Source organism: Achromobacter sp. 2789STDY5608621 (genome assembly GCF_001299375.1).
Lineage (GTDB): Bacteria > Pseudomonadota > Gammaproteobacteria > Burkholderiales > Burkholderiaceae_B > Achromobacter > Achromobacter insuavis.
The window spans coordinates 22,245-46,970 of the sequence record NZ_CYTU01000015.1 but is presented as its reverse complement, the minus strand read 5'-3'; the positions used below and the strand labels follow the sequence as shown (position 1 = coordinate 46,970).

The following is a 24,726-nucleotide window of genomic DNA, read 5'->3' as shown; positions in this document are numbered from 1 at the left end:
CGGATCAAGCCGCCACCAGGCCGCGCGCTTCGGCGGCAGGCGCGGGCAGGCGAGCGGACGGATAGTGGGTCGAGAACACCAGCCGGCCGGCGCTCCAGGTGTAGCTGATGAGCGGCAACGCGCCGACCTGCGCCACCGCCACCAGATCGGCGCGCTGTCCCACCGCGATGCGGCCGCGATCCGACAGGCCGCAGGCATCGGCCGGATTGGCGGTGACCAGCGCCAGCGCCTGCGGCAGCGTCAGCTCGGTCTGCGCCGCCACCGCGAAGGCCGCGGCGATCAGAGTCGAAGGCTGGTAGTCCGAGCACAGGCAGCTCGCCACGCCGGCGCGGATCGCGTCGATGGCGCGCATCGAGCCGCTCTGGCTCTTGCCGCGCAGCACGTTGGGCGCGCCCAGGATGGTGGGCAGGCCGCAGGAGACGGCGGCGCGGGCGGTGTCCAGCGTGATCGGGAATTCGCTCATCGCCACGCCCAGGTTGCGCATGGTGGCGATGCGGTGGATCGAATCGTCGTCATGGCTGGCGGTCGGGATGCCGAGGCCGCGCGCATGCGCCAGCAGGGTCTCGACCCGCTGCACCGCGCCGTCCTTGGCGCGGGTCTTGGCGTGCGCGGCCTCTTCGGCCTGCTCGCGGCTCATGGCGTGGTTGCCGATCATGTATTGCAGGTACGACTCCAGCGTCTTGAACTGGCCCTGGCCGGGCGAGTGGTCCATCACCGACAGCAGGTCCACCGCGCCCTCGTCCATCAACTGCTGCAGCACCGGCACCGAGGTCGCGTCGGTGACTTCGTAGCGGCAGTGCACGCGGTTGTCGACCAGGCTGTGCTGGCGGAAGGCGCGCACGCCGCGCACCACCTGGGCGGCGGTCTCGTTGTTGCGCACGCCCAGGTCGCTGTTGGCGAACGACAGCGCGTGGTAGGGCGTGGTGATGCCGGCCGCGGCGTTGCGGCGGTCCACCTGCGCCACCGCGAAGTCCAGCGGGAACAGCACCTTCGAGCGCGGCTCGGCTTCCTTTTCGATGGCGTCGCAGTGCAGGTCGATCAGGCCCGGCACCAGCGTCAGGCCGCGCAGGTCGATCTCGTGGGCGGCGCGGGCGCCGTCGGGCGCGATGGCGGCGATGACGCCGTCCTCGATCAGGACGGCGCTGTCTTCCAGCACGCGGTCCGGCAGCACGACGCGGGCGTGGGTCAGGTAGGTGCTGGTCATGCTCACTCCAGTTCGACGGCGGCCTGCGCGGGGCGCAAGGCCAGGATTCGGGACGCCACGGCGTCGCGCACTTCGGCGTCGTGGAAAATGCCCAGGAGGCAACGGCCGGCGGCGCGCGCCTCATGGATCAGCGCCATCACCACCGCGCGGTTGTCCGGGTCCAGCGACGCGGTCGGCTCGTCCAGCAGCAGGATGGGATGCCGGGCGATGAAGCCGCGGGCGATGTTGACGCGCTGCTGTTCGCCGCCCGAGAAGGTGGCGGGCGCCAGTCCCCACAGGCGCGACGGCACGTTCAGGCGCCGCAGCATGGCGCCGGCGCGCTCGCGGGCCTCGTCCGGCTCGATGCCGGCCATGCGCAGCGGCTCGGCCACTACGTCCAGCGCCGACACGCGCGGGATCACCCGCAGGAACTGGCTGACGTAGCCGATGACGTCGCGCCGCAGCGCCAGGATGCGCTGCTCGGGCGCGCCGACCAGCTCGACCCAGTCATCGCCGGCGCGCACGCGGATGCTGCCTTCGGTGGCCAGGTAGTTGCCGTACAGGCAGCGCAGCAAAGTGCTCTTGCCGGTGCCCGACGGGCCGGCCAGCACCAGGCAGTCGCCGGCCGCGGCGTCGAAATCGACCGCCTCCAGCACCGGCAGGCGGATGCCGCCCTGGTTGTGCAGGGTGAACATCTTTCCGAGGCCCCGCACCTCGATCATGGGTTTCGCGACAGTCATGGTCAGCTCTGCAAAATGGAAGACACCAGCAACTGGGTGTAGGGATGCTGCGGATCGTCGAGGATCTGGTCGGTCAGGCCGCTTTCGACCACCTCGCCGCCGCGCATCACCAGGGTGCGGTGCGCCAGCAGGCGCGCCACCGCCAGATCGTGGGTGACGACGATGGCGGCCAGGCCCAGGTCGGTCACCAGCTGGCGCAGCAGGTCCAGCAGGCGGGCCTGCACCGACACGTCCAGCGACGCGGTCGGCTCGTCCATGAACACCAGGCGCGGATGGGTCACCAGGTTGCGGGCGATCTGCAGGCGCTGCTGCATGCCGCCGGAGAACGAGGCCGGCGCGTCATCCAGGCGGCCGACGTCGATCTCCATCTTCTGCAGCCAGCTGCCCGCGGCCTGGCGCAACTCGCCATAGTGGCGGTCGCCCACCGCCATCAGGCGCTCGGCGATGTTGGCGCCGGCGCTGACCTGCATGCGCAGGCCGTCGCGGGCGTTCTGGCGCACGAAGCCCCAGTCGGTGCGGGCCAGCAGCCGCAGGCGCGCGCCGGACAGCGCGGCCAGGTCGGTGAAACCCTGGTCGCGGGTGTCGTACCAGACGCTGCCGGCGTCGGGCGCGGTCTGGTACGACACGGCCGACAGCAGCGTGCTCTTGCCGGAACCGGACTCGCCCACCACGCACAGCACTTCGCCGGGGAACAGGTCGAAACTGACGTTGCGGCAACCGTGCACGCCGTCCCAGGTGCGCGTCATGTCGCGCACGGAAAGCAAGGGTTGGGCGTTCATGCGGTGGCTTCCTTTTCGGCTTGCTCGGCCTGGCGGTCGTTGCAGTATTCGGTATCGGAGCAGACGAAGCGGCGGGTGCCGGCGTCGTCCAGGATGATCTCGTCGAGGAAGCTGTCGCGCGAGCCGCACAGGTCGCAGCACTCCGACCACTTCTCCACGGTGAAGGGATGGTCCTCGAAGTCCAGGCTCTTGACCCGGGTGTACGGCGGCACCGCATAGACCCGCTTCTCGCGGCCGGCGCCGAACAGCATCAGCGCCGGGCTGTTGTCGAGCTTGGGGTTGTCGAACTTCGGGATCGGCGACGGCCGCATCATGTAGCGGTCGTTGACGATCACGGGATAGTCGTAGGTGGTCGCGATGTGGCCGTGCTGGGCGATGTCCTCGTACAGCTTGACGTGCATGCCGCCATATTCGGCCAGCGCGTGCATGGTGCGGGTCTCGGTCTCGCTCGGCTCGAGCCAGCGCAGCGGCTCGGGAATCGGCACCTGGAACACCATGATCTGGTCGGCCTGCAGCGGCGTTTCCGGAATGCGGTGGCGCGTCTGCACGATGCTGGCGTCGCGGGTCGATTCGGTCGTGGCCACGCCGGTCACCCGGCCGAAGAAGCGGCGGATGTTGATGGCGTTGGTGGTGTCGTCCGAGCCCTGGTCGATCACCTTGAGCACGTCGCCCGGGCCGATGATCGACGCCGTCACCTGGATGCCGCCCGTGCCCCAGCCATAGGGCAGCGGCATCTCGCGGCTGCCGAACGGCACCTGGTAGCCGGGAATCGCCACCGCCTTGAGCAGCGCGCGGCGCAGCATGCGCTTGGTGGACTCGTCGAGGTAGGCGAAGTTGTAGTGGTCGTCGCGTTCGACCGCGGCGCCGGGGGTGTGGGAAGTCGTCATGAGGAAATGGCCTCGTCCAGCTGGCGGGTGTTCTCGGGGGCCGGCGCGGCGCGTTCGGCGCGCATGCGGCGCAGCAGTTCCAGGTTGGCCTGGAAGTCCACGTAGTGCGGCAGCTTCAAGTGCTGCACGAAACCGGAGGCCTCGACGTTGTCGCTGTGGTACAGCACGAACTCATGATCGTTGGCCGGCGAATCGGCGCGTTCGCCGAGTTCCTGCGCCTTCATGGCGCGGTCCACCAGCGCCATCGACATGGCCTTGCGCTCGCCATAGCCGAACGTCAGGCCATAGCCGCGGGTGAACTTGGGGCCTTCCTCGGCGTTGCCCGAGAACTGGCTCACCATCTGGCACTCGGTGATCTCGATCTCGCCCACCGTGACGGCGAAACCCAGTTCCTCGATGTGCATCTCGACTTCCACGAAGCCGTAGCGGATCTCGGCGGCGAACGGGTGCGTGTTGCCGTAGCCGCGCTGCGTGGAATAGCCCATCGACAAGAGGAAGCCCTCGTCGGCGCGCGCCAGGTTCTGCAGGCGGGCGGCGCGCGAGGCCGGGAAGTCCAGCGGCTGGCGCGTCAGATCGAACGGCTCGGGATCGCCCTCGGGCACCGCCTCGGCGTCGATCAGGTCGTCGTGCGCCAGCAGGTCGGTGACGCGCGGCATGGCGCTGTCCAGCGGCTCGTTGCCCGCCGGCAGGGCGTCGGCCTCGCGCTCGGCTTCCAGCGAGAAGTCCAGCAGGCGCTGGGTGTAGTCATAGGTCGGCCCGAGGATCTGGCCGCCCGGCACGTCCTTGAAGGTGGACGAGATGCGGCGCTGCAGGCGCATCTCGCCGGTGTCGATCGGCTGGGTGTAGCCATAGCGCGACAGCGTGGTGCGATAGGCGCGCAGCAGGAACACCGCCTCGATCACGTCGCCGGCGGCCTGTTTCAGCGCCAGCGCCGCCAGTTGCGGATCGTAGAGCGAGCCTTCCGCCATCACGCGCGACACCGCCAGCGGCATCTGTTCGCGGATCTGGTCCAGGCTCAGTTCGGGCAGGGCCCGGTCGCCGCGCCGGTAGTCGTCCAGCATGCGGTAGGAATTGAGGATGGCGCGTTCGCCCCCTTTGACGGCTACATACATGTCAGCTCTCCACGCGCGTGCTGCGGGGCAGCGCGCACAGTTGCCGCCCGTGCGTCAGGAACACGTCGACGCCCAGCGGAAAACGTTGATGGTTGATGCGCCAGTCGCGCCAGAAGCCGTCCGGCAGGCCGGCGGCGCGCAGCGCCTGGCGGCTCTGGATGCCGGGGCCGGTCAGCGTGACTGCGGCGCCGGCGTCCAGCGACGCGACCTCGATCAGCAGCGTGGTGGACAGGTCCGGATAGGCCGGGTCGCCGGGATGGCACGACGCCAGCGCGGGCACGCCGCCGCCCGCCGGCACCGCCGCGAAGCGCGCCAGCGAGGCCGACGGCACCATCGGGCAGGCGCAATGGAAACGCAGGAAATCCAGCACGCTGGCGTCCAGGCCCTGCGGCAGCCACAGCGGCGTGTCCACGTCCACCAGCGTCAGCAGCAGCGCGGTCAGCGCCGGCGACAGGCCGGCCGGCACGCCGCTGGCGGCGGCCACTTCGTACACGCGGCCCGGATGCGCCATGGCGTCGAGCGCGGTGCGGAAGGTGGCCTGCGCGTCGTTCACCGGGTCCGCGAAACCCGGCAGCAGCTTGCGGCTCGCGGCCGCGGCGCCAAGAAGTTCTTGATGCATGTCAGTCCTCGCCTCGCACCATCGTGAAGAATTCGACCTTGGTCTGCGCGGCGACGCGCGCCTGGCGCTCGATGCGCTCGGCGCGTTCGCGCGCCAGCGGCTGGATCAGCTGCGCCTGCACCGTGTCGTGCCAATCGGGCAGTTGCAGCAGCGCGTCGGCCACCGCGGCCTGCTCGGCATGGCGCAGCGACCGGCCCTGCACGTAGGCGATGCCGACCACGCCGTTCTCCAGGCTGACGGCGCAGCGCGTCACCGTCATTTCGCCCAGGTTGAAGCGCGCGCCGGTGCCGCCGCTGCGGGCCCGCGCCATGGCCATGCCGGTCTGCGCCGGGCGCAGCATCTGATGCGGCGGCACGCCGCCAAGCGCGCCGAACGCCCCTTCCAGCATGGCCGGATCGGCCAGTGCCAACACCCGCATCCAGGCGGCCCGTTGCGCCTGGGTTTCACCCTGCGCGGTTTGTGGATGGTCCATTGTTTCCTCTAAACGTCTAGACGACTGGATGGAGTATGATCGCGTTCAAGTGGAAGTTCAACAGCCTGGCGTGAATTTTTGATGACAGTTGCGGCGGGGACGCATTGCCTATCCCGCGCCCGCCGCTTGGTGCACAATCACAGCCATTCTTGATGAAGCTGATATGACAGCACGAGCACATCCTATGGTCGAAAGAGGTTCCGGTATCGCCGTGTGGCGACAGATCGGCGAGTCGCTGGCGGACGACATCCGCAACAAGTTGTACATGGCGGGCGAACAACTGCCCTCCGAACCGGAGCTGGCCGCCAAGTTCTCCGTCAACCGCCACACCATCCGGCGCGCCATGGGCGAACTGGAACAGAGCGGACTGGTGCGCATCGAACAGGGCCGCGGCACCTTCGTGCAGGAACACGCCATCGACTACGCCATCGGCAAGCGCACGCGCTTTTCCGAGAACCTGCGCAGCCAGGGCATGCTGGGCCATCTCGAAGCCCTGGGCAGCCAGACGCTGCGCGCGGCCGACATCGCCAAGCACCTGGGCCTGGCGCGCAACGCCCCGCTGCTGCGCGTGCAGATGGTGGGCAAGGCCGAGAACCGCCCCATCAGCGCGTCCGAACACTACTTCGACGAAAAGCGCTTCCCCGACTTCATCGAGCGCATGAACGCGCTGCGGTCGGTATCGAAGGTCTACGCCCACTACGACATCGGCGACTACACGCGCAAATGGTCGCGTATCACCGCCACGCTGCCGTCGCCGGAGGTGGCGCGCATCCTGGGCCAGCCCAAGACGCGCCCGATCCTGCAGGTCGAGGCCCTGAACGTGGACCAGGCCGGCGCGCCGTTGCAATACAGCATCACCCGTTTCGTCGGCGACCTGGTCCAGCTCATGGTGGCCGACGACAGTTGAGGCCGGCGCGCGGCGGCCGCGCGCGGCCGCTTGCGCCGTCTTGCGATTTCACTCATCTAGACATCTGGTTGTAATGCAGCACCGCTAACTTTCCCGTCATGAACCAAGCACACGCCCCCTCGCCCCTGGCCGGTGTCACAGGCCAACGTATCCTGACCCCTCGCGGCATCGAACACGCCAGCCTGCGATTCCATGGAGGACTGATCGACGACGCCGGCGGCACGCCCGCGCGCGGCGCGGCCTGGTTCGACGCCGGCAATCTGCTGGTGCTGCCCGGCATCGTCGACCTGCATGGCGACGCCTTCGAGCGCGCCATCATGCCGCGCCCCAGCGTCACCTTCCCCTACGACGGCGCGCTGTTCGACGTCGACCGCCAGTTGCTGGCCAACGGCATCACCACCGAATTCCACGGCGTCACGCTGTCATGGGAAGGCGGCCTGCGCGGCGAAGCCTATGCCGAGCGCATGTTCGCCGCCCTCGAACGCATGCGCCACATCATGGGCGCGCGCCACTACGTGCACCTGCGTTTCGAGACCCACCACGTCGGCGGCGTCGAGACCGCCCAGCAATGGATCCGCGACGGCCGCGTGCGCTTCGTCGCGCTCAACGACCACCTGCCCAGCATGGCGCGCCGCCTGGGCGACGACCGCAAGCTGCTGCAATACGCAGACCGCGCCGAATGCGACCTGGACACCTTCCAGGAACGCATCCGCCGCGCCATGGGCGCGGCCGACGCGGTGGCCGACGCCATGCGCGAACTGACCGCCTGCGCGCAGGCGGCCGGCCTGAAGGTCGCCTCGCACGACGACCCCGACGCCGCCACCCGCCGCTACTACCACCAGCTGGGCTGCAGTGTGGCGGAATTCCCGCTGACGCGCGATGCCGCCGGCGTGGCCCGCGACCTGGGCAACTCGGTGGTGTTCGGCGCGCCCAACGTGGTGCGCGGCGGCAGCCACACCAACGCCCCCAGCGCCACCGAGATGGTGCGCGCCGGCCTGTGCGACATCCTCACCTCCGACTATTACTACCCCGCCCCGCTGGCGGCGGCGCTGCGCCTGGTGAACGACGGCGTGCTGCCGCTGGAGCAGGCCTGGAACCTGGTGTCGCTGAACCCGGCCCGCGCCGCCGGCCTGCAGGATCGCGGCGCGCTGGCGCCCGGCCTGATCGCCGACGCCATCGTGGTCGACGACCAGGTGCCCGGCCTGCCGCGCGTCTGCGCCGCCATCGTCGGCGGCGAGCTGCGCTACGCCACCCGCGCCTTCGGCGACGACCGCAACCAGCGCATGGCGGCCTGACCATGCCGCTGGCCCACCGCTATGCGCTGTACCTGGCCCCCACCGGCCCCTGGCGTGAACTCGGCAGCCGCTGGCTGGGCCGCTGCGCCGACACCGGCGCGGCCCTGCCGCCGCTGCCCGGCCAACCCGAGGCCGCGCGCGACTGGACCCAGGCGCCGCGCCACTACGGCCTGCACGCCACGCTGAAGCCGCCATTCCGGCTGCGCGCCGGCGCCACGCCTCAGGACGTCGACGCCGCCGCGCGTCAACTCGCCGCCGCCGATGACACCTTCGGCATCCAGCTCGAATGCGAGCCGCTGCGCGGCTTCCTGGCCTGGCGCATCGCCGCCTCGGACGCCGAGGGCCGTGCCCGCCTCAACGCCCTGGCCGCCGCCGCCGTGCGCGGCCTGGACGACTTGCGCGCCGCGCCCAGCGAAGACGAACTGGCCCGGCGCCAGGCGCATGCGCTCTCGCCCGAGCAGCAGGCCATGCTGGCGCGCTGGGGCTACCCGTACGTGTTCGACACTTTCACCTTCCACATCACGCTGACCGGCAAGCTCGACGGCCATGCGCTGGAACAGGCGCAGGCCGGCATCGCCGCCTTCGCCGACCCGCTGCGCGGCCAGCCCATGGCGGTTCCCGGCGTGAGCGTGTATGTGCAGCCGCGGGCGGGCGCCGACTTCATCGCGGCGCGCCACTACCACTTCGACGGCAGCCACGCCGACGCGGCGGGCGCGGCCTACCTGGAAGGACCTGCCGCGGCATGAACCCGCCCGACCCCGCCAGCGGCGCGCGCCTGATCTACCTGATGGGCGCCTCCGGCAGCGGCAAGGACACCTTGCTGCGGCTGCTGCGCGCCGGCCTGCGCGGCGACGAACCGGTGCTGGTGGCGCACCGCTACATCACGCGCGACAGCGGCGCCACCGAAGACGCGCTGCGCCTGAGCGTCGAGGAATTCGCGCGCCGCGCCGCGCTCGGCTGCTTCGCGCTGCGCTGGGCCAGCCATGGCCTGCATTACGGCATCGGCATCGAGGTCGACACCTGGCTGGACTGCGGGGCGGCCGTCATCATCAACGGTTCGCGCGCGCACCTGGCCGAGGCCCACCGACGCTATCCGGCGCTGACCGCGGTCGAGATCACGGTCGACCCCGCGCAACTGGCGCGGCGGCTGGCGGCGCGCGGCCGCGAAACGCCCGAACAGATCGCCCAGCGCCTGCAGCGCGCCGCGCAGGATTTCCCGGTCCCCGAGGGTTGCCGCCTGCTGCGCGTCGGCAACAACGGCGCGCCCGAAGCCGCCGGCGCCGAACTGCTGGATATCGCCCGCGGCCGCCTGATCGCGTAGCCCGCGCCGGCATCGCCGCGAAACGGCCGCCGCGACGCCACGGCCGCGCCGGCCGGACGCCTCACTCCCGCGGCCGCGCGTCCGGCCCCAGGTCGGCGCACAGCTCCAGCAGGATCGCCGAGAACCACTCCTCCGCCGCCAGCGCCTGCTCGCGTCGGCGGCGGATCAGGTTGATCGGCGGCAACTCCCAGCCGAAGTCCCACGGCACCATGCCCAGCTTGCCGCGCTGGCACAGTTCGCGCGCGATGTCCTCGGGCACCACCGACATCAGCGCGGGATTGGCGCTCAGCATGCCCTCGATCACATCGGTGGAATAGGCTTCCAACACCGGCGCCGGCGAACGCAGGCCGGCACGGATGAAGTGTTCGACGATCAGCTGGCGCGTCGGCGTGTTGACCGCCGGCAGCACCCAATCCATCTGCGCGACCGCCGCCCAATCCGCCGCTCGCCGCGCCAGGCGCTGCGCCAATCGGCTGTGCGCGATCAGGCGCGGCCGCTGGCGGTACAGCACGCGATGGGTCAGGTCGTCCTGCGCCACGGTCGAGGTCGCCCGGCTGATGATGCAATCGAGTTCCTGCCGCCGCAGCATCGGCACCAGGTGGTCGGTGGTGGCGCGGTGCAGCGTCAGGGTCACGCCGTGGCGCTGGTGCAGCCGGCCGATGGCGGCGGTCAGCAGCGCGCTCGACACGTACGGCACCACGCCCACATGCAGATGCGCCGCGCGGCCGTCGTGCAGCGCCTCGACCTCGCGCGCCCACAGGTCCAGGTCGCCCTGCATGCGGCGGGCCCGCACCAGCGCCAGTTCGCCCAGCGGGGTGGGCTGCATGCCGCGCCCGGTGCGCAGGAACAGCGGCGCGCCGAAGATGTCCTCGAGCTCGGCCAGCGCCTTGGTGGCGGCGGGCTGGCTGATGCCGGTGGCGGCCGCCACGCGGGTCAGCGTGCCGTGCTTGGCGATATTGGCCAACAGCGCCAGGTGGCGGTGGCGCAGGCGGTTGGCGAGTCGGGCGGCGTCCCAGGTCACGGCGGTCTACTCATAACTGATTGGTTATTCAATTATGCCAACAACGGACACATCAGTTATTTCACGACCCTATACTGCGCCGTATCCCCACCCCGCCCGACCGCCCATGTCCGACTTCACCACCCGCCCGGAAATCCGCGGCACCTTCGGCGTCGCCTCGTCCACCCACTGGCTGGCCTCGCAGGTCGCCATGGGCGTGCTGGAGCGCGGCGGCAACGCCTTCGACGCCGCGGTGGCCGGCGGCTTCACGCTGCAGATCGTCGAGCCGCACCTGAACGGCCCCGGCGGCGAAGTGCCGATCCTGCTGTGGAGCGAACGGGAAGGCCGCATGCGCGCGCTGTGCGGCCAGGGGCCGGCGCCGGCGCTGGCGACGCCGGCCTACTTCCGTGGATTGGGCGTGGACCTGGTGCCCGGCATCGGGCTGCTGCCCGCCACCGTGCCCGGCGCCTTCGGCGCCTGGCTGACCCTGCTGCGCGACTACGGCACCTGGGAACTGGCCGACGTGCTGCGCCCGGCCATCGACTACGCCCGCAACGGTTTTCCGCTGGTGCCGCGCATCTCGCAGGCCATCCTGGCGGTGCAGGCCCTGTTCCGCGACGAGTGGACCAGCTCGGCCGCCGTCTGGCTGCCCGACGGCAAGGTGCCCGCGCCCGGCGCGCTGCTGCGCACGCCGGCCATCGCCGCCACCTACACCCGCATCCTGGACGAAGCCCACGCGGCGGCGACCGACCGCGCCGGCCGCATCGACGCCGCGCTGGCCATCTGGTACCGCGGCTTCGTCGCCGACGAGATCGACGCCTACTACACCCATGAAGCGGTGCGCGACACCACCGGCCAGCGCAATCGCGGCCTGCTGCGCAAGGCCGACCTGGCCGACTGGCGCGCCCGCTACGACGATCCGGTCACGCTGCAATACGGCCGCTACACGGTTGCCAAGTGCGGCGTCTGGTCGCAAGGCCCGGTGCACCTGCAGCAGCTGGCGCTGCTGCGCCACCTGCAAATGGACGGGCTGGACCCGGCCTCGCCGCAATTCGTGCACCGCATCGCCGAGGCCGCCAAGCTGGCCTTCGCCGACCGCGCCGCCTGGTACGGCGATCCCGATTTCGTCGACGTGCCGCTGGCCGCGCTGCTGAGCGACGACTACGCCCGCGCGCGCGCCGCCGCCATCGGCCCGCGCGCCGCCACCACGCTGCAACCCGGCTCCCCCGCGGGCCGCGCGCCGCGCCTGCCCGACCTGGAGGTCGCCGCCCGCACCCTGGCCGCGTCCGACACCCGCTTCGGCGTGGGCGAGCCGACCTTCGCGGCGCTGCCGCCGGTGGCCGAATGGGCCGCGCGCGAGATCTTCGTCGGCGACACCTGCCAGATCGACGTCATCGACCGCGACGGCAACATGGTCGCGGCCACGCCGTCCGGCGGCTGGCTGTCGTCCAGCCCGGTGGTGCCGGCGCTGGGCTTTCCGCTGACCACGCGGCTGCAGATGACCTGGCTGGACGACGGCGTGCCCGGCCAGCTGCAACCCGGCAAGCGGCCCGGCACCACGCTGTCGCCCGGCCTGGCGCTGCGCGACGGCCAGCCCTACATGGCCTTCGGCACGCCCGGCGGCGACCAGCAGGACCAGTGGACCGTGTCCTTCTTCCTGCGCCACGCCATGGGCCTGAACCTGCAGCAGGCGATCGACGCGCCGTCCTGGCACATCGACCATTTCCCGGGCTCGTTCTGGCCGCGTTCGCTGACGCTGAACCGCCTGACCGTCGAAGGCCGCCTGCCCGAGGCCACGCGGCAGGCGCTGCGCGAGGCCGGCCACGACGTGCGCGTCGGCCCCGACTGGTCCGAAGGCCGCATCAGCGCCTGCACCCGCGAACCGGCGGCCGGCGGCGGCCTGTTGCTGCGCGCCGCCGCCAACCCGCGCGGCATGCAGGGCTACGCGGTCGGCCGATGAACCGATTTTCCATCCAGCCGGCGACGAGACCGGCCTTATCGCAAGGGGTAAACACCATGAAGACCATCCGACGACTGTTGCGCGCCTGCGCCCTGACCCTGGCTTGCGCCGCGCCCGCGCTGGCGCACGCCGCCTGGCCCGAAAAGCCGATCACGCTGATCGTGCCGTGGGCCGCCGGCGGCTCCACCGACATCCTGGCGCGCGTGCTGTCCGAAGGACTGACGCAATCGCTCGGCCAACCCGTCATCGTCGAGAACCGCTCGGGCGCCTCGGGCAACATCGGCAGCACCTTCGTCGCGCGCGCCAAGCCCGACGGCTACACGCTGCTGGTCGGCTCGATGAGCACCCACACCATGAACCAGGCGTTGTACAGCAGCATGCCATTCGACGGCGTCAAGGACTTCACGCCCATCGCCGAACTGGCGCTGGTCACCAACACGATGGTGGTGCACCCCTCGGTGCCGGCCAGCAACGTCAAGGAATTCATCGACTACGTCAAGGCCAATCCCGACAAGGTGGCCTACGCCTCGGCCGGCCAGGGCTCGACCAACCACCTGAGCGCCGCGCTGTTCGAGAAGGCCGCCGGCGTGAAGATGATGCACATCCCCTACCGCGGCGGCGCGCCCGCGGTGCTCGATACCGTGGCCGGCCGCACCCAGGTGCTGTTCAGCGCCGGCACGCAGACCCTGCCGCACGTGCAGACCGGCAAGCTCAAGCTGCTGGCCGTCACCGAAGAGCAGCGCTCGCCGCTGCTGCCCGACGTGCCGACCGTGGCCGAGACCCTGCCCGGCTACGAGCTGTCGGTCTGGTACGGCGCCTTCGGCCCGGCCGGCATGCCGCCGGCGCTGACGACGCGCCTGAACCAGGAAATCAACAAGATCCTCAAGCGCCCCGACGTCATCAAGAAGATGGGCGACATGGGCGTGCTGCTGCTGGACACCACGCCGGAGCAGTTCGGCCAGGTGCTGGCGCGCGACGCCGACAAATACGGCAAGCTGATCAAGGAACTGGGAATCACCGCCGAATGAGCCTCACGTCCGACACTCCCGCCGTAGAGCGCCTGGCGCAGGCCTATGCCGAGGCCTCGGCCCCGGCCGCCTTCGCCGCGCTCGACGCCCATGCCCATGGCACGCTGGGGCACACGCTGTGCACCATCAACCGCCACGACGCCGAACAAATGCGGGTGGTGCGGCTGTACAGCTCCAATCCCGCGGCCTATCCCCCCGGCGGCAGCAAGGACAAGCGCGGCACCGCCTGGGGCCGCCACGTCCTGCTCGAACGCAAGGTCTTCATCGGCGAGGGGGTCGACGCGATCCGCGAGTTCTTCGACGACCACGACGCCATCCAGGCGCTCGGCCTGCGGTCGGTGATCAACGTGCCGGTGGTGTTCGACGGCGCCTGCCTGGGCACCGTCAACTTCCTGATGCCGCGCGCGGCGCTGACGCCGGCCGACCTCGCCGCCGCCCGGCTGGCGGGCCTGCTGGCCCTGCCGGCCTTCCTGGCGCTGACACCGGCCGGTTGAACAAAGGGGGCGCCACGACGCGCCCCCTGGCTCAGATCAGCGCGCGGCGGATGCGGGCCGAGGCCATGTCGATCACGACCACGAAGCCGACGATGATGATCATCACCGCGCAGGTCTCGGCGTAGCGGAAGCTGCGGATGATCTCCCACAGCACGGTGCCGATGCCGCCGGCGCCGACGATGCCCACCACCGAGGCCGAGCGCACGTTCGACTCGAAGCGGTACAGCGAATACGAGATCCACAGCGGCAGCACCTGCGGGATCACGCCATAGACGATCTCTTCGAGCGCATTGGCGCCGGTGGCGCGCACGCCCTCCACCGGGCGCGGGTCGATGGCCTCGACCGCCTCGGAGAACAGCTTGGCCAGCACGCCGGTGGTATGCACCCACAGCGCCAGCACGCCGGCGAAGGGCCCCAGGCCCACCGCCACGATGAACAGCATCGCGAACACCATTTCATTGATGGCGCGGCAGGCGTCCATCAGGCGCCGCATCGGCTGGTAGACCCAGGCCGGCACCATGTTCGACGAGCACAGCAGCCCCAGCGGCACCGCCACCACGATCGCCAGGAACGTGCCCCACACCGCGATCTGCACCGTCACCACCATCTCGTCCAGGTACATGCGCCAGTCGCGGAAATTGGGCGGGAAGAAGTCGGCGGCGAACTGGGCCATGTTGCCCGAGTCCCGCAACAGGTCCAGCGGCCGCATGTCGGCGCCGCGCCAGGACATCACCAGCAGCGCCAGCACGAAGGCCCATACGAGCAGGACCGGCAGCGACGAGCGCGGGGCGGCGGGGGAACGGGAAGAAGGCACGGCCAGGGTCATGAGGATTCCGGAGGTGAAAAATCGGATGGACGCGCGCCGGCGCTTGCGGGGCAGGCGCCGGCGCGGCGCGGCATCGTTACTGCTTGGCGGTCGGCTGGCCCAGGCTGGCCAGCTTGGCGTCCAGGTCGGACAGCTGCTTCTGCTTCTCGGCCTGGCCGATGGTGGCGTCGGCTTCGATCTTGGCCTTCTCGCGCGCCAGTTCGATCTGGCGGATCGGCACCAGCTGCTGGTTGTCCGAGGCGCGGAAGCCCTGGTAGGTCAGCGCCTTCAGGTTGGCCATTTCGCGCGCGGCGTCCTTGCCCTTGCCGTAGTTGACGAAGAAGTCGCGGATCTTGGCCTTCATGTCGGCCGGCAGGTCGGTGCGCATGACCAGCGGATCGGCCGGGATCAGCGGCGACTTCCACAGGATGCGCACGCTGTCGTTGGCGTCCTTGCCGGTGTTCAGGCGATAGCGCTCCAGCGCCTCGGTGTTGTTGACGGCCACGTCGACCTGCTTGTTGATGACCGAAAGCAGATTGGTTTCGTGGTTGCTGACGCGCACGGCCTTGAAGAAGGTCTTCGGCTCGATCTTGTTGGCGCCCCACAGGTAGTAGCCCGGCACGGCGGTGCCCGAGGTCGAGTTGGGGTCGCCGGCGCCGTAGGTCAGCTGGCCGCGGCGCTTGAGCAGATCGTCCAGGGTCTTGATGTCGCTGTCCTTGTTGACGATCAGCAGCGACCAGTAGCCCGGGTTGCCGTCCTTGTCGATCACCGAGGCGAACACTTCGCCGCTGGCGCGGTCGACCGCTTCGATGGCGGCCTTGTTGCCGTACCAGGCCATCTGCACCTTGTTGAAGCGCATGCCTTCGATGATGCCGGCGTAGTCGGAAGCGAAGAACGGCTTGACCGGCACGCCGATGGCGCGGCTCAGGTCGTCGATGACGGGCTGCCAGACCGACTTCAGGTTGGTCGACGATTCCGTCGAGATGATGCCGAAGTTCAGCGTCTTGGCGTCTTGCGCATGGACTTGCGTGGACAAGGCGGCAGCGGCGATCAGGGCAACAAAGGTTCTGCGTAGCATGGAAAGCTCCGGGTAGGGAACGGGTAAGGTCAGGCCGCGTAGGCCTGTTGGGAAAGCGGCGCCAGGCCCGGCAGGGGCTGAGCTTGCGGCGCATATTCGGGAAGCAGCTCGCTCAGTTCCGAGCCGTACAGGTCGCGCAACATGGCCGGCGTCAGGTCGGCCGAGGGGCCGTCGTAGACCACCTTGCCGTGGCGCAGCGCCACCACCCGCGGGCAGTAGCGCAGGGCCACGTCGACCTGGTGCAGCGAGACCACCACGGCCACCTTGCGGCTGCGGTTGATGTGCGCCAGCGTGTCCATCACGCGGCGCGAGGACTCGGGATCGAGCGAGGCGATCGGCTCATCGGCCAGGATCACGCGGGCGTTCTGCACCAGCGTGCGGGCGATGGCGGCGCGCTGCTGCTGGCCGCCGGACAGCGTCGAGGCGCGCTGAAATGCATAGTCGTCTATACCAACTTGGGCAAGCGCGTCGAGGCCCTGGCGCACTTCATCGCGCAGGAACACGCGCGTCAGGCTGCGCCACAGCGGCACCCGCGGCAACAGGCCGGTCAGCACATTGGTGATCACCGGCAGGCGGCCCACCAGGTTGAATTGCTGGAACACGAAACCGATGCTGGCGCGCGCGCCGCGCACCTGGCGCGACAGGCGGCCATGGCGCTGGATCAACTGGCCGTTGACCGTGACGCTGCCCTGCCCGGCGTCGCCGACCACGAAGCCCGCCAGATGGCGCAGCAGCGTCGACTTGCCCGAGCCCGAGGCGCCCAGCAGCGCCACCATCTCGCCGTCCGCCACGCGCAGGTCGACGTTGTCCAGCGCCAGCGCGCCGGGGTGGAAGGACTTGCTCAGCTCCTGTACTTCGATGGCGTATGTCATCGTTGAAACCCCTTGGATTGGTTCATTCGCGCATTCTGTTTTCGCGGCATGACAGCGCGATGACCTGACGATCGAATCATTTGGCTGAAAATAGGGGTCATGGCAACCGACTGAAAGACATCCGTCATATAAGGTCGCGCCATCGTCGCGGGCGACGGGTATATTCGGAGCATCCCCCTTCCGACAGGCGGTCATCATGCTCAACGGTTCCTGCCTCTGCGGCCGCGTTGCCTACCAGATCACCGGTCCGCTCACCGACGCCCTCAACTGCCATTGCGCCATGTGCCGCAAGTCGCACGGCGCCGCGTTCCGCAGCCGAGCCACCGTCCAGGCCAAGGATTTCGCCTGGACCAAGGGGGAAAACCACGTCACCTGGTATTGCTCGTCGCCGGGCAACTACCGCGGCTTCTGCGAAGCCTGCGGCACGCCGCTGCTCAGCCGCTTCGACCAGACACCCGACATCTACGGCCTGCCGCTGGGCGCGCTGGACGACGACCCTGGCGTCAAGCCGGGCGCGCACTGCCACGTCGCCAGCAAGGCGCCCTGGTTCGACATCACCGACGCCCTGCCGCAGTATCCCGAGGCCTACGAGGACGCGGAAACGGCCCTGCCCCACGCCGTTACATAAAAATTCAACCATGTAGTTGAACTTTGATCGGAAGGACAGCTATATTCAACCTCATGGTTGAATCATTGCCTCCTCCGTCCCTCGATGCCGTCTTTCGCGCGCTGGCCGATCCCACGCGCCGCGACATGCTGCAGCGCCTGGCCGGCGGAGACCGGACCATCGGTGAACTGGCCGCGCCCCTGCGCATGAGTTTCGCCGGCGCCTCCAAGCACGTGCAGGCGCTGGAACGGGCCGGCCTGCTGCGGCGGACCGTCAACGGCCGCAGCCACGTATGCAGCCTGAATCCGGCCCCGATGGCCGAAGCCATGCAATGGCTGCGCTTCTATGAACATTTCTGGTCGGGTCGGCTGGACGCGCTCGAAGCCGCGCTGGCCGCCCATGCGCCCCCGACCGCCTCCCTCGGAGAGCCAACATGAGTGATTACGGTGTCGTCACCAGCCCCGCGTCCCTTTGCTTTACCCGTATCCTGCCCGCCAGCGTGGAACGGGTCTGGGCCTTCCTGACCGAATCCGACAAGCGCGGACTGTGGCTGGCGAGCGGCGACATGGAGCTGCGCGAAGGCGGCGGCGTCACGCTGCGCTTCGTGCACGCCGACCTGTCTTCCGTGGCCGAGCCCACGCCCGAGCCCTACAAGCCCTATGAAAACGGCGTCACCACGCACGGCGTCATCACCCGGTGCGAGCCGCCGCGGCTGCTGGCGTTCACCTGGGGCGGCTCGCAGGGCCAGCCATCGGAAGTGACGTTCGAGCTGTCGCCGCAAGGCGATGGCACCCGCCTGGTGCTGACCCACCGCAAGCTGGCCTCGCGCGCCGACATGATCGACGTGGCCGGCGGCTGGCACGCGCACCTGGGCGTGCTGTCCGCGCGCCTGGCGGGCCGCGAGCCGGGCCCGTTCTGGTCTGCGCTGCTGCGCTGGGAAACGGACTACCAGGCGCGCATTCCGGCGCAATAAGGGACGCCATTCCCGCCCCGCGCCTGTCGGGGCGGGACCACCGTTCCTTCCCCGTTATTCCCGCGGCCGGATCCGCCGCCGCACAGTCGTTCAATAGCAACTATCACGCCTTCAGGGCGGATAAAAACTGGCTAATCATTGCGCTTTGCAGTAACATAAGTCCGTGATTTTTCCGCAAAAACCGGGCTTCGTTCACAACATTGAGTGCCAACCCACGGTGGCAGTCTGAGTACCTACCCGCAGTGGCGGGTCAGGACGGACTTTCGCCCGGCATTCCCGCGACGCTGCAACCGGTTTTCTTGGGTGAAACCTGCCCTCGCCCCGTGGCGCAACCCGCGTCGCCCGGTATCGCAGCAGACACTCCAACCCGCTTCTTCCGGCAACGCGCCACAAGCGCCGACCCGCGACCAAGCTGCGCATCACGCGCACACTGCCCTCGCGGCGCGAGTATCCGTCATTTCAGACATCCACTTGGGATGCCGTGGCCCATACCCGCGCTTGCCCGGACGTTTTACGTTCAACCGCTGGACTTGGCTAACAGAGTCCGACGCGCTCGCCATCCCCGGATGGCGCGCCATGCCGACGGCATGGCGGCGCGTATTGATCAAGGAGTAGAGAATGGCTAAAGAAGAACTCATCGAACTGGACGGCATCGTCGACGAAGTGCTGCCCGATAGCCGCTACCGCGTCACCCTGGACAACGGCATCGAAGTCGGCGCCTACGCCTCCGGCCGCATCCGCAAGCACCGCATCCGCATCCTGGCCGGTGACCGCGTCACGCTGGAAATGTCGCCGTACGACCTGACCAAGGGCCGCATCAACTTCCGCCACAAGGACGAGCGCGGCCCCGCCCCGACCAGCCGTCCCCAGCAGCACCGCCGCTGAACCGCGGGGCCGGCGCCGCGCCGGCCTGCCGCCGCCACGGCGGGCGCCCCCGGGCCTTAAACTCGCGCGCGCCCTGCCGTAGTAATGCGCAAGACCCCGGTTCGTGAAAGAATGGCGCTCCCCCGGCGCCAGGCCCGGAGGAACACGCATGAAGCAGCAAGATGGATCTGACACAGGAATTGAAAGAAGCGGCCGACCAGCTCTCCCTGACGCGAAGACGATTCGCCAAGGGGGAAGAAGGCCTGCGCCTGCTGCACCAATCGCGTGAAGCGTTCATCAACAGCCTGCGCAATACCGGCCTCACCTACGCCGAGGCCAAGACCAAGTACGACAACTGCCTGGACGAACAGGAAGTGCAGCTGCACGGCATGCTGGACCAGATGATGTACGCCGAGCGCATGCACCAGTACGTCCTGCATCGCATCTCGCTGCAGACGGCGCAGGACGCGCCCGCGCCGCAGGCGGCCACCGCCTGAAGGCGGCCCCGCCCCTTTTCCAAGCATCGCGTTTCAAAGCGGCGCCGGCGCCCGGCGCGGCCCTGCCGCGCCTGCGGGCCCCGGCGCGGCGTCAGGGCTTGAAGGCGCCGATGAAGATCGCGGGATCGACCCGCGCATCGTTCAGGCTGACGTTCCAGTGCAGGTGCGGGCCCGTCGCCCGGCCGGTCGCGCCGACCTTGCCGACCACGCCGCCGCGCGGCACCACATCCCCCACCTTCACGTCGATCGCCGACATGTGGCAGAACATGCTCACGAAGCCCTGGCCATGGTCCAGGAAGACGGTCTTGCCGTTGAAGAAATAATCCCCCACCAGCGACACCACGCCCGCGGCCGGCGCCTTGATCGGCGTGCCCGCCGGCACGGCGAAATCCAGGCCGGAATGCGGATTGCGCTCTTCGCCGTTGAAGAAGCGGCGCAACCCGAACGGACTGGACAGGCGGCCGCCGCTGACCGGGCGGTCAAGCAGCAGGTTGCTGGGCGTGACGCCGGCGCGGTAGGCGCGGTTGGCGGCGCTCTGCTCGGCCATCTCGCGCTCGATGCGCTTCATGTCGTCGGGATCGGGATTGACCTGGCGCGGATTCTTCAGCGTGATGTGCTGCGCCACGTATTCCTTGGCGCGCACGGTGAACGGCAGCTGGCGCGCGCCTGCGCCGTCGCGCACCGAGATTTCCTGCGGGCCCGGCTTGACCGCCAGCGGGATGCCCACGACGGCGATCCACTGCTTGCCGTCTTCGCGCACCACCAGCACGCGGCGATCGCGATAAGTGACCTCGGGCGCCGTCGCCGCGTCGCCCAGCGCCAGCACGGCGACGCCGCCAGGCACCGGCGCATTGAGCTTGCGGCTGATGAAACCGCCCTGCTCTGCGGCCGGTGCCTGCCTGGCGCGCACCGGCAGGGCCAGGCACACCGCGGCCGCGGCCAGGCCCAGCCGCAGCATGTCTCGGCGTTGCGGCATCACTGCTGCAGGCACAGGTTGGCCGGTTCGATCAGGGTCTGGTCGCGACGCGCGATGCGGGTCGACAGGCGGGCCTCGGTCTTGCCCTTCCAGGTGGTGGTGGTCAGCACCGCCTCGACACCCAGGCTGTCCGACTGGATCAGCTCGAAGCCGTTGCGCACTGCCTTGCGCTCGAAGCGCACGCCCTGGTCCTTCCAGGCGGCGGCGACACAGTTGGTGTATTCGTCGGCCGTGCGCTGGGTCGAGCCGTAGAACACCGGATCGCGGTCGCGGACGTCTTTGACGTTGGCGCAGGCCGACACGGCGAGCACGACGGCGGTAAGGGACAAGGCGGTACGGACCTTCATATCAGGACTCTCTGGCAATGAATGGGAAGAGGCGGCCAACTATACCGCAGCGTCCGGCGACGGTTGCGGGCGGCGCGCCGATTTGGGGCGGAACGCGGCGATGACCTCGGGACGGGTCTCGGCATAGGGCCCGCCAATCAGGTCGATGCAATAGGGAATGGCGGCGAAGATGCCCGGCACCAGCGTCGATCCGTCATCGGCCTTCAGGCCTTCGAGGGTCTCGCGGATCGCCTTGGGCTGGCCCGGCAGGTTCACGATCAGGGCGGCGTGCGCGGGCCGTTCGCGGATCACGGCGACCTGCCGCGACAGGATAGCGGTGGGCACGAAGCGCAGGCTGATCTGGCGCATCTGCTCGCCGAAGCCCGGCATTTCCTTGGTGCCGACCGCCAGCGTGGCCTCGGGCGTGACGTCGCGGCGCGCCGGGCCGGTGCCGCCGGTGGTCAGGACCAGGTCGCAGCCACAGGTGTCGACCAGCTCGATCAGCGTCTCGGAGATGCGGGCGGTTTCGTCGGGGATCAGCCGGTCCACCGCCTGCCACGGCGAGGCCAGCGCGCCGCCCAGCCAGGCGCGCAGGGACGGCAGGCCCTCGTCCTGGTAGGCGCCGGCCGACGCGCGGTCGGAAATCGACACCAGGCCGATGATCAGTTCGTCGGGATGGCGGCGGGCGATACGGGTAGGGGCGGTCATGGGCGCTCGGGCGTGGAGTGGGCGGAAGGCGCGGGGCACGGACGCCGCCGGCGGGCCGGGGCGCGGTCAATCCTGGAAATCCAGGACCCCGCCAGACAAGGATGCTATCGCATTCTCCGCCGGGCAGCCGGCCGGGGCGCCGGTCCCCCTGTGGCAAAAAGGGGAATCCGCGGGCACCCGCGGGTTTGCGCGCTTGTCTCGGTCATGGGGGCTGGATAACATCCGCTCACAATCTTCTCTTTCACCCCGATCCGCGCGCCGCGCCTTCCTGGTTCCTCATGTTCACACGCACCCTTGGGCAGCATGCGCTGGCGGCGGCGCTGGCCTTGTCCGTCGCGCTGGCCGCGGGCTGGGGCGCCTGGCACTGGCTGGCCCTGCGCACCGGGCCCTGCGCCGAAGCGGCGACGGGCGTCTATATCCACAACCTCGGCAACACCCTCGAAGACCAGACCCGCAACCTGTCGCGGCTGAGCCAGGCGCTGCGCACCGGCGACCGGCTGGTGGTGCTGGGCTCGTCCGAGCTGACCAGCACCGACCTGCGCTTCGTGCCCTACCGCTTCCTGGCCGACGAGCTGCGCATGCCGGTCATGGCCTACGGCCATTCGGGCTTCCAGTCGCTGGGCATGCAGCTGGTGCTGGCGGCGCTGGCCGACGACCTCTCGTCCGCCTCGCGCGTCGTCATCATGGTGTCGCCGGGGTGGTTCGACGGCGACGGCGGGCTGGGCCCGGATGAATTCCGCGAGCATGCCAATCCCCTGCTGCCGCGCCTGCTGCGCCAGCCCGAGGGCCGCGAACAGGTGGCGCGCTGGCTGCGCGACAAGGGCGACGCCCGGGTGGCATGGTCGATGGCGGCCGAGCAGGCCTATGTCTTCCGCCAGCGGCTGATCGGACTGTGGACGCCCGCGCACGCCGCCCCCGCGCCCGAGCAGGAAGCCGCCGGTCCGACGGCGGCGGCCCGGGTGGTGGACTGGGACGCCCTGGCGCGCGAGGCCCAGGAAGCCGAACAGGCGCAGATGACGCGCAACCGCTACGCGGTGCGCGACGATTTCTTCGACAAGTACCTGCAGACGGTCGCGGCCGGCGGCAAGACCGCCTTCCAGCCGCAACCGCTGACCGGCAAGGACGAACTGCGCGAGCTGGAAGCGCTGATGCGGCTGCTGCGCAACCACGGCGTCAACGCGCTGTTCGTGATGCAGCCGCTGCACCCGATGGTCTTCAGGGACCTGGACCGCTTCACCCCCGTGCAGCGCCAGGTCGAGGCGCTGTGCGCGCGCTACGCCATGGCCTGCATGGACATGTACGACGCGCCCTACGAGATCGGCACCCTGCGCGACGTGCAGCACCTGGGCGAACTGGGCTGGCTGCGGGTGAATCAGCGCATCGCCGAGGTGTTCCGCCCATGAACGCCCCCCAATCCATCCCCGTCCCGGACGCCGCGCGATGAAGAAAACCCTGTGGCTGTGCCTGCTCTACCTGGGCCTGCTGGCGGTCATGATGATCCAGGCCGACACCTCGGCCAACCTGGGCAAGCCGCTGGAAATCGAGTTCCAGTACCAGAAGTTCTGAGGAGGCGGCCGGGGCGGCGCTGCTCCGGCCGGCGGCCATGGCGGACGGCAAAAGTTGTCTGACGCAACCAGGGACAGGTCACAAATCTGTAATAATCTGGCCTCCGCCGGATCCTCCCCCGCCTCCATGTCCACCCTCTTTCACGGCCTCGACCTCTGGGTTGGCCTCAGCCTTGCATTGGCCCTGACGTTCGTCCTGGCCTTCGAATTCATCAATGGCTTCCACGACACGGCGAACGCCGTCGCGACGGTCATCTACACCAAGGCCATGCCGCCGCATCTGGCGGTGGTGCTTTCCGGCATCTTCAACTTCCTCGGCGTGCTGCTCGGCGGCGTGGGCGTGGCCTACGCCATCGTCCACCTGCTGCCGGTGGAGCTGCTGATCAACGTCGATACCGGACGCGGGCTGGCCATGGTGTTCGCCATGCTGGCCGCGGCCATCGCCTGGAACCTGGGCACCTGGTATTTCGGCATTCCGGCCTCCAGCTCGCACACGCTGATCGGCTCGATCCTGGGCGTGGGCCTGGCCAACGCGCTGATCACCGACCTGCCGCTGGCCGAGGGCGTGAACTGGGGCAAGGCGATCGACATCGGCGCCTCGCTGGTGGTGTCGCCGGTGGCCGGCTTCCTGGTCGCGGGCGGCCTGCTGCTGGCGCTCAAGCGCTGGCTGCCGCTGTCGAAGATGCACAAGACGCCCGAGCAGCGCCGCGCCATCGACAACAAGAAGCACCCGCCGTTCTGGAATCGCCTGGTGCTGGTGCTGTCGGCCATGGGCGTGAGCTTCGTGCATGGCTCGAACGACGGCCAGAAAGGTATCGGCCTGATCATGCTGGTGCTGATCGGCATCGTGCCGGCCAACTTCGTGCTGGACACCAACAGCACCACCTACCAGATCGAGCGCACGCGCGACGCCGCCACCCACCTGAGCGCGTTCTACCAGCGCAACGAAGCCATGCTGGGCGACTTCCTGGCGCTCAAGCGCGCCGGCTCGGCCTCGGACCTGCCGCGCACCTTCCGCTGCGATCCCGAACTGACCCTGCCCACCATCGACGCGCTGCAGGCCGACCTGCACGGCGTCAGCAACTACGCCGACCTGTCGGCGGCCAAGCGCATCGACGTGCGCCGCTACCTGCTGTGCCTGGACGACACCGCCAAGAAGGTGGCCCGCATCGAAGGCCTGCCGGCGCGCGAGCGCACCGACCTGCAGCGCCTGCGCGCCGACCTGACCGCCACCACCGAATACGCGCCTTTCTGGGTGATCGTGGCGGTGGCGCTGGCGCTGGGCGCCGGCACCATGGTCGGCTGGCGCCGCGTGGTGCTGACGGTGGGCGAGAAGATCGGCAAGCAGGGCATGACCTACGCGCAGGGCATGTCGGCGCAGCTGACCGCGGTCGGCGCCATCGGCCTGGCCAACGTCTTCAGCCTGCCGGTGTCCACCACCCACGTGCTGTCGTCCGGCGTGGCCGGCACCATGATCGCCAACAAGAGCGGCCTGCAGGGCGGCACGGTGCGCAACATCCTGCTGGCCTGGATCCTGACCCTGCCCGCCTCGATGCTGCTGGCGGCCGGCCTGTTCTGGATCGGCGTGCAGATCGCGGGCTGACGCCCCCGCGCCGGCCGCGCATCATCTGCACGGCCGGCGCAACACTGTGGCTACC

The 24,726-nt window shown here is 69.6% G+C and carries 29 protein-coding genes; 15 read left to right on the top strand and 14 right to left on the bottom strand.

The features are described 5' to 3' along the window. Nucleotides 1–4: 4 nt before the first annotated feature. The 7 genes from AOZ53_RS16250 to phnG are packed head-to-tail and all read right to left on the bottom strand — an operon-like array spanning nucleotide 5 to nucleotide 5,792. Entirely contained in the window at nucleotides 5–1,204 is a 1,200-nt protein-coding gene (locus AOZ53_RS16250; RefSeq protein WP_054476076.1) for an alpha-D-ribose 1-methylphosphonate 5-triphosphate diphosphatase, read from the bottom strand. A gap of 2 nt (nucleotides 1,205–1,206) precedes the next feature. Further along, on the bottom strand, nucleotides 1,207–1,923 hold the full coding sequence (phnL, locus tag AOZ53_RS16245) for a phosphonate C-P lyase system protein PhnL (protein WP_054488496.1): 717 nt from the start codon (nucleotides 1,921–1,923) through the stop codon (nucleotides 1,207–1,209). Between the two features lie 2 nt (nucleotides 1,924–1,925). Beyond that, on the bottom strand, nucleotides 1,926–2,702 hold the full coding sequence (phnK, locus tag AOZ53_RS16240; RefSeq protein WP_054428502.1) for a phosphonate C-P lyase system protein PhnK: 777 nt from the start codon (nucleotides 2,700–2,702) through the stop codon (nucleotides 1,926–1,928). Continuing rightward, complete coding sequence (locus AOZ53_RS16235) at nucleotides 2,699–3,589, bottom strand: alpha-D-ribose 1-methylphosphonate 5-phosphate C-P-lyase PhnJ (protein WP_054488495.1); 891 nt, start codon at nucleotides 3,587–3,589, stop codon at nucleotides 2,699–2,701. Before AOZ53_RS16235 ends, phnK begins: the two co-directional genes overlap by 4 nt. Then, the gene (locus AOZ53_RS16230) at nucleotides 3,586–4,701 is read right to left on the bottom strand and encodes a carbon-phosphorus lyase complex subunit (RefSeq protein ID WP_054428504.1); all 1,116 of its coding nucleotides are present in this window, start codon (nucleotides 4,699–4,701) and stop codon (nucleotides 3,586–3,588) included. Before AOZ53_RS16230 ends, AOZ53_RS16235 begins: the two co-directional genes overlap by 4 nt. 1 nt (nucleotide 4,702) lies before the next feature. Beyond that, nucleotides 4,703–5,320: a phosphonate C-P lyase system protein PhnH gene (gene phnH / locus AOZ53_RS16225; RefSeq protein ID WP_054428505.1), complete on the bottom strand. Its 618-nt coding sequence runs from the start codon at nucleotides 5,318–5,320 to the stop codon at nucleotides 4,703–4,705. A gap of 1 nt (nucleotide 5,321) precedes the next feature. After that, entirely contained in the window at nucleotides 5,322–5,792 is a 471-nt protein-coding gene (gene phnG, locus AOZ53_RS16220) for a phosphonate C-P lyase system protein PhnG (RefSeq protein ID WP_054488493.1), read from the bottom strand. A 184-nt stretch (nucleotides 5,793–5,976) separates the two neighbouring features. Here phnG and phnF point away from each other — a divergent pair, with 184 nt between their 5' ends. The 4 genes from phnF to phnN all read left to right on the top strand — a co-directional run bounded on the left by phnF (nucleotide 5,977) and on the right by phnN (nucleotide 9,315). After that, complete coding sequence (gene phnF, locus AOZ53_RS16215; protein WP_006390823.1) at nucleotides 5,977–6,699, top strand: phosphonate metabolism transcriptional regulator PhnF; 723 nt, start codon at nucleotides 5,977–5,979, stop codon at nucleotides 6,697–6,699. Nucleotides 6,700–6,797: 98 nt separating this feature from the next. Then, nucleotides 6,798–7,994, top strand: a complete 1,197-nt coding sequence (locus AOZ53_RS16210; protein ID WP_054428507.1) for an alpha-D-ribose 1-methylphosphonate 5-triphosphate diphosphatase — start codon at nucleotides 6,798–6,800, stop codon at nucleotides 7,992–7,994. 2 nt (nucleotides 7,995–7,996) lie between these two features. Further along, nucleotides 7,997–8,740, top strand: coding sequence for a DUF1045 domain-containing protein (locus tag AOZ53_RS16205; protein WP_054488490.1), 744 nt, complete (start codon nucleotides 7,997–7,999; stop codon nucleotides 8,738–8,740). Then, nucleotides 8,737–9,315, top strand: a complete 579-nt coding sequence (gene phnN / locus AOZ53_RS16200) for a phosphonate metabolism protein/1,5-bisphosphokinase (PRPP-forming) PhnN (RefSeq protein ID WP_054488488.1) — start codon at nucleotides 8,737–8,739, stop codon at nucleotides 9,313–9,315. Before AOZ53_RS16205 ends, phnN begins: the two co-directional genes overlap by 4 nt. A gap of 61 nt (nucleotides 9,316–9,376) precedes the next feature. Here phnN and AOZ53_RS16195 read toward each other — a convergent pair whose 3' ends face one another. Then, nucleotides 9,377–10,336, bottom strand: coding sequence for a LysR family transcriptional regulator (locus AOZ53_RS16195; protein ID WP_054428510.1), 960 nt, complete (start codon nucleotides 10,334–10,336; stop codon nucleotides 9,377–9,379). A gap of 106 nt (nucleotides 10,337–10,442) precedes the next feature. On the opposite strand from AOZ53_RS16195, the gene AOZ53_RS16190 reads away from it, so the two are divergent. From AOZ53_RS16190 to AOZ53_RS16180, 3 genes are read left to right on the top strand one after another with little or no spacing between them, the layout of a single operon-like run. Then, on the top strand, nucleotides 10,443–12,275 hold the full coding sequence (locus tag AOZ53_RS16190; protein ID WP_054488486.1) for a gamma-glutamyltransferase family protein: 1,833 nt from the start codon (nucleotides 10,443–10,445) through the stop codon (nucleotides 12,273–12,275). 56 nt (nucleotides 12,276–12,331) lie between these two features. Beyond that, nucleotides 12,332–13,303: a Bug family tripartite tricarboxylate transporter substrate binding protein gene (locus AOZ53_RS16185; RefSeq protein ID WP_054488484.1), complete on the top strand. Its 972-nt coding sequence runs from the start codon at nucleotides 12,332–12,334 to the stop codon at nucleotides 13,301–13,303. Beyond that, nucleotides 13,300–13,797 carry a GAF domain-containing protein gene (locus AOZ53_RS16180; protein ID WP_054428513.1) on the top strand — a complete coding sequence of 166 codons (498 nt, stop codon included), beginning with the start codon at nucleotides 13,300–13,302 and terminating at the stop codon, nucleotides 13,795–13,797. Before AOZ53_RS16185 ends, AOZ53_RS16180 begins: the two co-directional genes overlap by 4 nt. 31 nt (nucleotides 13,798–13,828) lie before the next feature. Here the strand turns inward: AOZ53_RS16180 and phnE are convergent, their stop codons facing one another. The 3 genes from phnE to phnC all read right to left on the bottom strand — a co-directional run bounded on the left by phnE (nucleotide 13,829) and on the right by phnC (nucleotide 16,552). Continuing rightward, nucleotides 13,829–14,623 (bottom strand): phosphonate ABC transporter, permease protein PhnE, encoded by a 795-nt coding sequence (phnE, locus tag AOZ53_RS16175; protein ID WP_054428514.1) that lies wholly within the window; start codon nucleotides 14,621–14,623, stop codon nucleotides 13,829–13,831. 76 nt (nucleotides 14,624–14,699) lie between these two features. Next, on the bottom strand, nucleotides 14,700–15,680 hold the full coding sequence (gene phnD / locus AOZ53_RS16170; RefSeq protein ID WP_054428515.1) for a phosphonate ABC transporter substrate-binding protein: 981 nt from the start codon (nucleotides 15,678–15,680) through the stop codon (nucleotides 14,700–14,702). Between the two features lie 29 nt (nucleotides 15,681–15,709). Next, nucleotides 15,710–16,552, bottom strand: coding sequence for a phosphonate ABC transporter ATP-binding protein (gene phnC, locus AOZ53_RS16165; RefSeq protein ID WP_054488482.1), 843 nt, complete (start codon nucleotides 16,550–16,552; stop codon nucleotides 15,710–15,712). 196 nt (nucleotides 16,553–16,748) lie between these two features. Between phnC and AOZ53_RS16160 the strand changes: the two genes are divergently transcribed. The 5 genes from AOZ53_RS16160 to AOZ53_RS16140 all read left to right on the top strand — a co-directional run bounded on the left by AOZ53_RS16160 (nucleotide 16,749) and on the right by AOZ53_RS16140 (nucleotide 19,493). Then, the gene (locus tag AOZ53_RS16160; RefSeq protein ID WP_054428517.1) at nucleotides 16,749–17,180 is read left to right on the top strand and encodes a GFA family protein; all 432 of its coding nucleotides are present in this window, start codon (nucleotides 16,749–16,751) and stop codon (nucleotides 17,178–17,180) included. 53 nt (nucleotides 17,181–17,233) lie between these two features. Continuing rightward, a complete protein-coding gene (locus AOZ53_RS16155; RefSeq protein ID WP_054488480.1) occupies nucleotides 17,234–17,596 on the top strand; it encodes an ArsR/SmtB family transcription factor in 363 nt (120 codons plus the stop codon). Continuing rightward, nucleotides 17,593–18,132: an SRPBCC family protein gene (locus AOZ53_RS16150; RefSeq protein ID WP_054476055.1), complete on the top strand. Its 540-nt coding sequence runs from the start codon at nucleotides 17,593–17,595 to the stop codon at nucleotides 18,130–18,132. The genes AOZ53_RS16155 and AOZ53_RS16150 overlap by 4 nt, the downstream gene beginning before the upstream one ends. A 618-nt stretch (nucleotides 18,133–18,750) precedes the next feature. Continuing rightward, the gene (gene infA, locus AOZ53_RS16145) at nucleotides 18,751–19,017 is read left to right on the top strand and encodes a translation initiation factor IF-1 (RefSeq protein ID WP_054460443.1); all 267 of its coding nucleotides are present in this window, start codon (nucleotides 18,751–18,753) and stop codon (nucleotides 19,015–19,017) included. Between the two features lie 161 nt (nucleotides 19,018–19,178). Continuing rightward, a complete protein-coding gene (locus tag AOZ53_RS16140; RefSeq protein ID WP_054488478.1) occupies nucleotides 19,179–19,493 on the top strand; it encodes a hypothetical protein in 315 nt (104 codons plus the stop codon). A 91-nt stretch (nucleotides 19,494–19,584) separates the two neighbouring features. Here AOZ53_RS16140 and AOZ53_RS16135 read toward each other — a convergent pair whose 3' ends face one another. Genes AOZ53_RS16135 through mog form a run of 3 tightly spaced genes read right to left on the bottom strand, consistent with a single transcriptional unit; the run spans nucleotide 19,585 to nucleotide 21,503 of the window. Next, nucleotides 19,585–20,469: a peptidoglycan DD-metalloendopeptidase family protein gene (locus AOZ53_RS16135; protein ID WP_180187866.1), complete on the bottom strand. Its 885-nt coding sequence runs from the start codon at nucleotides 20,467–20,469 to the stop codon at nucleotides 19,585–19,587. Beyond that, on the bottom strand, nucleotides 20,469–20,816 hold the full coding sequence (locus tag AOZ53_RS16130) for a hypothetical protein (RefSeq protein ID WP_054428521.1): 348 nt from the start codon (nucleotides 20,814–20,816) through the stop codon (nucleotides 20,469–20,471). Before AOZ53_RS16130 ends, AOZ53_RS16135 begins: the two co-directional genes overlap by 1 nt. 39 nt (nucleotides 20,817–20,855) lie before the next feature. Then, on the bottom strand, nucleotides 20,856–21,503 hold the full coding sequence (gene mog / locus AOZ53_RS16125; protein ID WP_054428522.1) for a molybdopterin adenylyltransferase: 648 nt from the start codon (nucleotides 21,501–21,503) through the stop codon (nucleotides 20,856–20,858). A 278-nt stretch (nucleotides 21,504–21,781) separates the two neighbouring features. On the opposite strand from mog, the gene AOZ53_RS16120 reads away from it, so the two are divergent. From AOZ53_RS16120 to AOZ53_RS16115, 3 genes are all read left to right on the top strand, one after another. Next, a complete protein-coding gene (locus AOZ53_RS16120; protein ID WP_054428523.1) occupies nucleotides 21,782–22,906 on the top strand; it encodes a D-alanyl-lipoteichoic acid biosynthesis protein DltD in 1,125 nt (374 codons plus the stop codon). Between the two features lie 37 nt (nucleotides 22,907–22,943). Next, a complete protein-coding gene (locus AOZ53_RS35175) occupies nucleotides 22,944–23,069 on the top strand; it encodes a hypothetical protein (RefSeq protein WP_006390843.1) in 126 nt (41 codons plus the stop codon). A gap of 126 nt (nucleotides 23,070–23,195) precedes the next feature. Next, the gene (locus tag AOZ53_RS16115) at nucleotides 23,196–24,671 is read left to right on the top strand and encodes an inorganic phosphate transporter (RefSeq protein WP_054476050.1); all 1,476 of its coding nucleotides are present in this window, start codon (nucleotides 23,196–23,198) and stop codon (nucleotides 24,669–24,671) included. Nucleotides 24,672–24,726: the final 55 nt, after the last annotated feature.

What these genes read in the sequence shown, in the direction of transcription:
- AOZ53_RS16250 (WP_054476076.1), bottom strand. Translation starts at nt 1,204, where the DNA reads ATGACCAGCACCTACCTGACCCACGCCCGCGTCGTGCTGCCGGACCGC.
- phnL (WP_054488496.1), bottom strand. Translation starts at nt 1,923, where the DNA reads ATGACTGTCGCGAAACCCATGATCGAGGTGCGGGGCCTCGGAAAGATG.
- phnK (WP_054428502.1), bottom strand. Translation starts at nt 2,702, where the DNA reads ATGAACGCCCAACCCTTGCTTTCCGTGCGCGACATGACGCGCACCTGG.
- AOZ53_RS16235 (WP_054488495.1), bottom strand. Translation starts at nt 3,589, where the DNA reads ATGACGACTTCCCACACCCCCGGCGCCGCGGTCGAACGCGACGACCAC.
- AOZ53_RS16230 (WP_054428504.1), bottom strand. Translation starts at nt 4,701, where the DNA reads ATGTATGTAGCCGTCAAAGGGGGCGAACGCGCCATCCTCAATTCCTAC.
- phnH (WP_054428505.1), bottom strand. Translation starts at nt 5,320, where the DNA reads ATGCATCAAGAACTTCTTGGCGCCGCGGCCGCGAGCCGCAAGCTGCTG.
- phnG (WP_054488493.1), bottom strand. Translation starts at nt 5,792, where the DNA reads ATGGACCATCCACAAACCGCGCAGGGTGAAACCCAGGCGCAACGGGCC.
- phnF (WP_006390823.1), top strand. Translation starts at nt 5,977, where the DNA reads ATGGTCGAAAGAGGTTCCGGTATCGCCGTGTGGCGACAGATCGGCGAG.
- AOZ53_RS16210 (WP_054428507.1), top strand. Translation starts at nt 6,798, where the DNA reads ATGAACCAAGCACACGCCCCCTCGCCCCTGGCCGGTGTCACAGGCCAA.
- AOZ53_RS16205 (WP_054488490.1), top strand. Translation starts at nt 7,997, where the DNA reads ATGCCGCTGGCCCACCGCTATGCGCTGTACCTGGCCCCCACCGGCCCC.
- phnN (WP_054488488.1), top strand. Translation starts at nt 8,737, where the DNA reads ATGAACCCGCCCGACCCCGCCAGCGGCGCGCGCCTGATCTACCTGATG.
- AOZ53_RS16190 (WP_054488486.1), top strand. Translation starts at nt 10,443, where the DNA reads ATGTCCGACTTCACCACCCGCCCGGAAATCCGCGGCACCTTCGGCGTC.
- AOZ53_RS16185 (WP_054488484.1), top strand. Translation starts at nt 12,332, where the DNA reads ATGAAGACCATCCGACGACTGTTGCGCGCCTGCGCCCTGACCCTGGCT.
- AOZ53_RS16180 (WP_054428513.1), top strand. Translation starts at nt 13,300, where the DNA reads ATGAGCCTCACGTCCGACACTCCCGCCGTAGAGCGCCTGGCGCAGGCC.
- phnE (WP_054428514.1), bottom strand. Translation starts at nt 14,623, where the DNA reads ATGACCCTGGCCGTGCCTTCTTCCCGTTCCCCCGCCGCCCCGCGCTCG.
- phnD (WP_054428515.1), bottom strand. Translation starts at nt 15,680, where the DNA reads ATGCTACGCAGAACCTTTGTTGCCCTGATCGCCGCTGCCGCCTTGTCC.
- phnC (WP_054488482.1), bottom strand. Translation starts at nt 16,552, where the DNA reads ATGACATACGCCATCGAAGTACAGGAGCTGAGCAAGTCCTTCCACCCC.
- AOZ53_RS16160 (WP_054428517.1), top strand. Translation starts at nt 16,749, where the DNA reads ATGCTCAACGGTTCCTGCCTCTGCGGCCGCGTTGCCTACCAGATCACC.
- AOZ53_RS16155 (WP_054488480.1), top strand. Translation starts at nt 17,234, where the DNA reads ATGGTTGAATCATTGCCTCCTCCGTCCCTCGATGCCGTCTTTCGCGCG.
- AOZ53_RS16150 (WP_054476055.1), top strand. Translation starts at nt 17,593, where the DNA reads ATGAGTGATTACGGTGTCGTCACCAGCCCCGCGTCCCTTTGCTTTACC.
- infA (WP_054460443.1), top strand. Translation starts at nt 18,751, where the DNA reads ATGGCTAAAGAAGAACTCATCGAACTGGACGGCATCGTCGACGAAGTG.
- AOZ53_RS16140 (WP_054488478.1), top strand. Translation starts at nt 19,179, where the DNA reads ATGGATCTGACACAGGAATTGAAAGAAGCGGCCGACCAGCTCTCCCTG.
- AOZ53_RS16135 (WP_180187866.1), bottom strand. Translation starts at nt 20,469, where the DNA reads ATGCCGCAACGCCGAGACATGCTGCGGCTGGGCCTGGCCGCGGCCGCG.
- AOZ53_RS16130 (WP_054428521.1), bottom strand. Translation starts at nt 20,816, where the DNA reads ATGAAGGTCCGTACCGCCTTGTCCCTTACCGCCGTCGTGCTCGCCGTG.
- mog (WP_054428522.1), bottom strand. Translation starts at nt 21,503, where the DNA reads ATGACCGCCCCTACCCGTATCGCCCGCCGCCATCCCGACGAACTGATC.
- AOZ53_RS16120 (WP_054428523.1), top strand. Translation starts at nt 21,782, where the DNA reads ATGTTCACACGCACCCTTGGGCAGCATGCGCTGGCGGCGGCGCTGGCC.
- AOZ53_RS35175 (WP_006390843.1), top strand. Translation starts at nt 22,944, where the DNA reads ATGAAGAAAACCCTGTGGCTGTGCCTGCTCTACCTGGGCCTGCTGGCG.
- AOZ53_RS16115 (WP_054476050.1), top strand. Translation starts at nt 23,196, where the DNA reads ATGTCCACCCTCTTTCACGGCCTCGACCTCTGGGTTGGCCTCAGCCTT.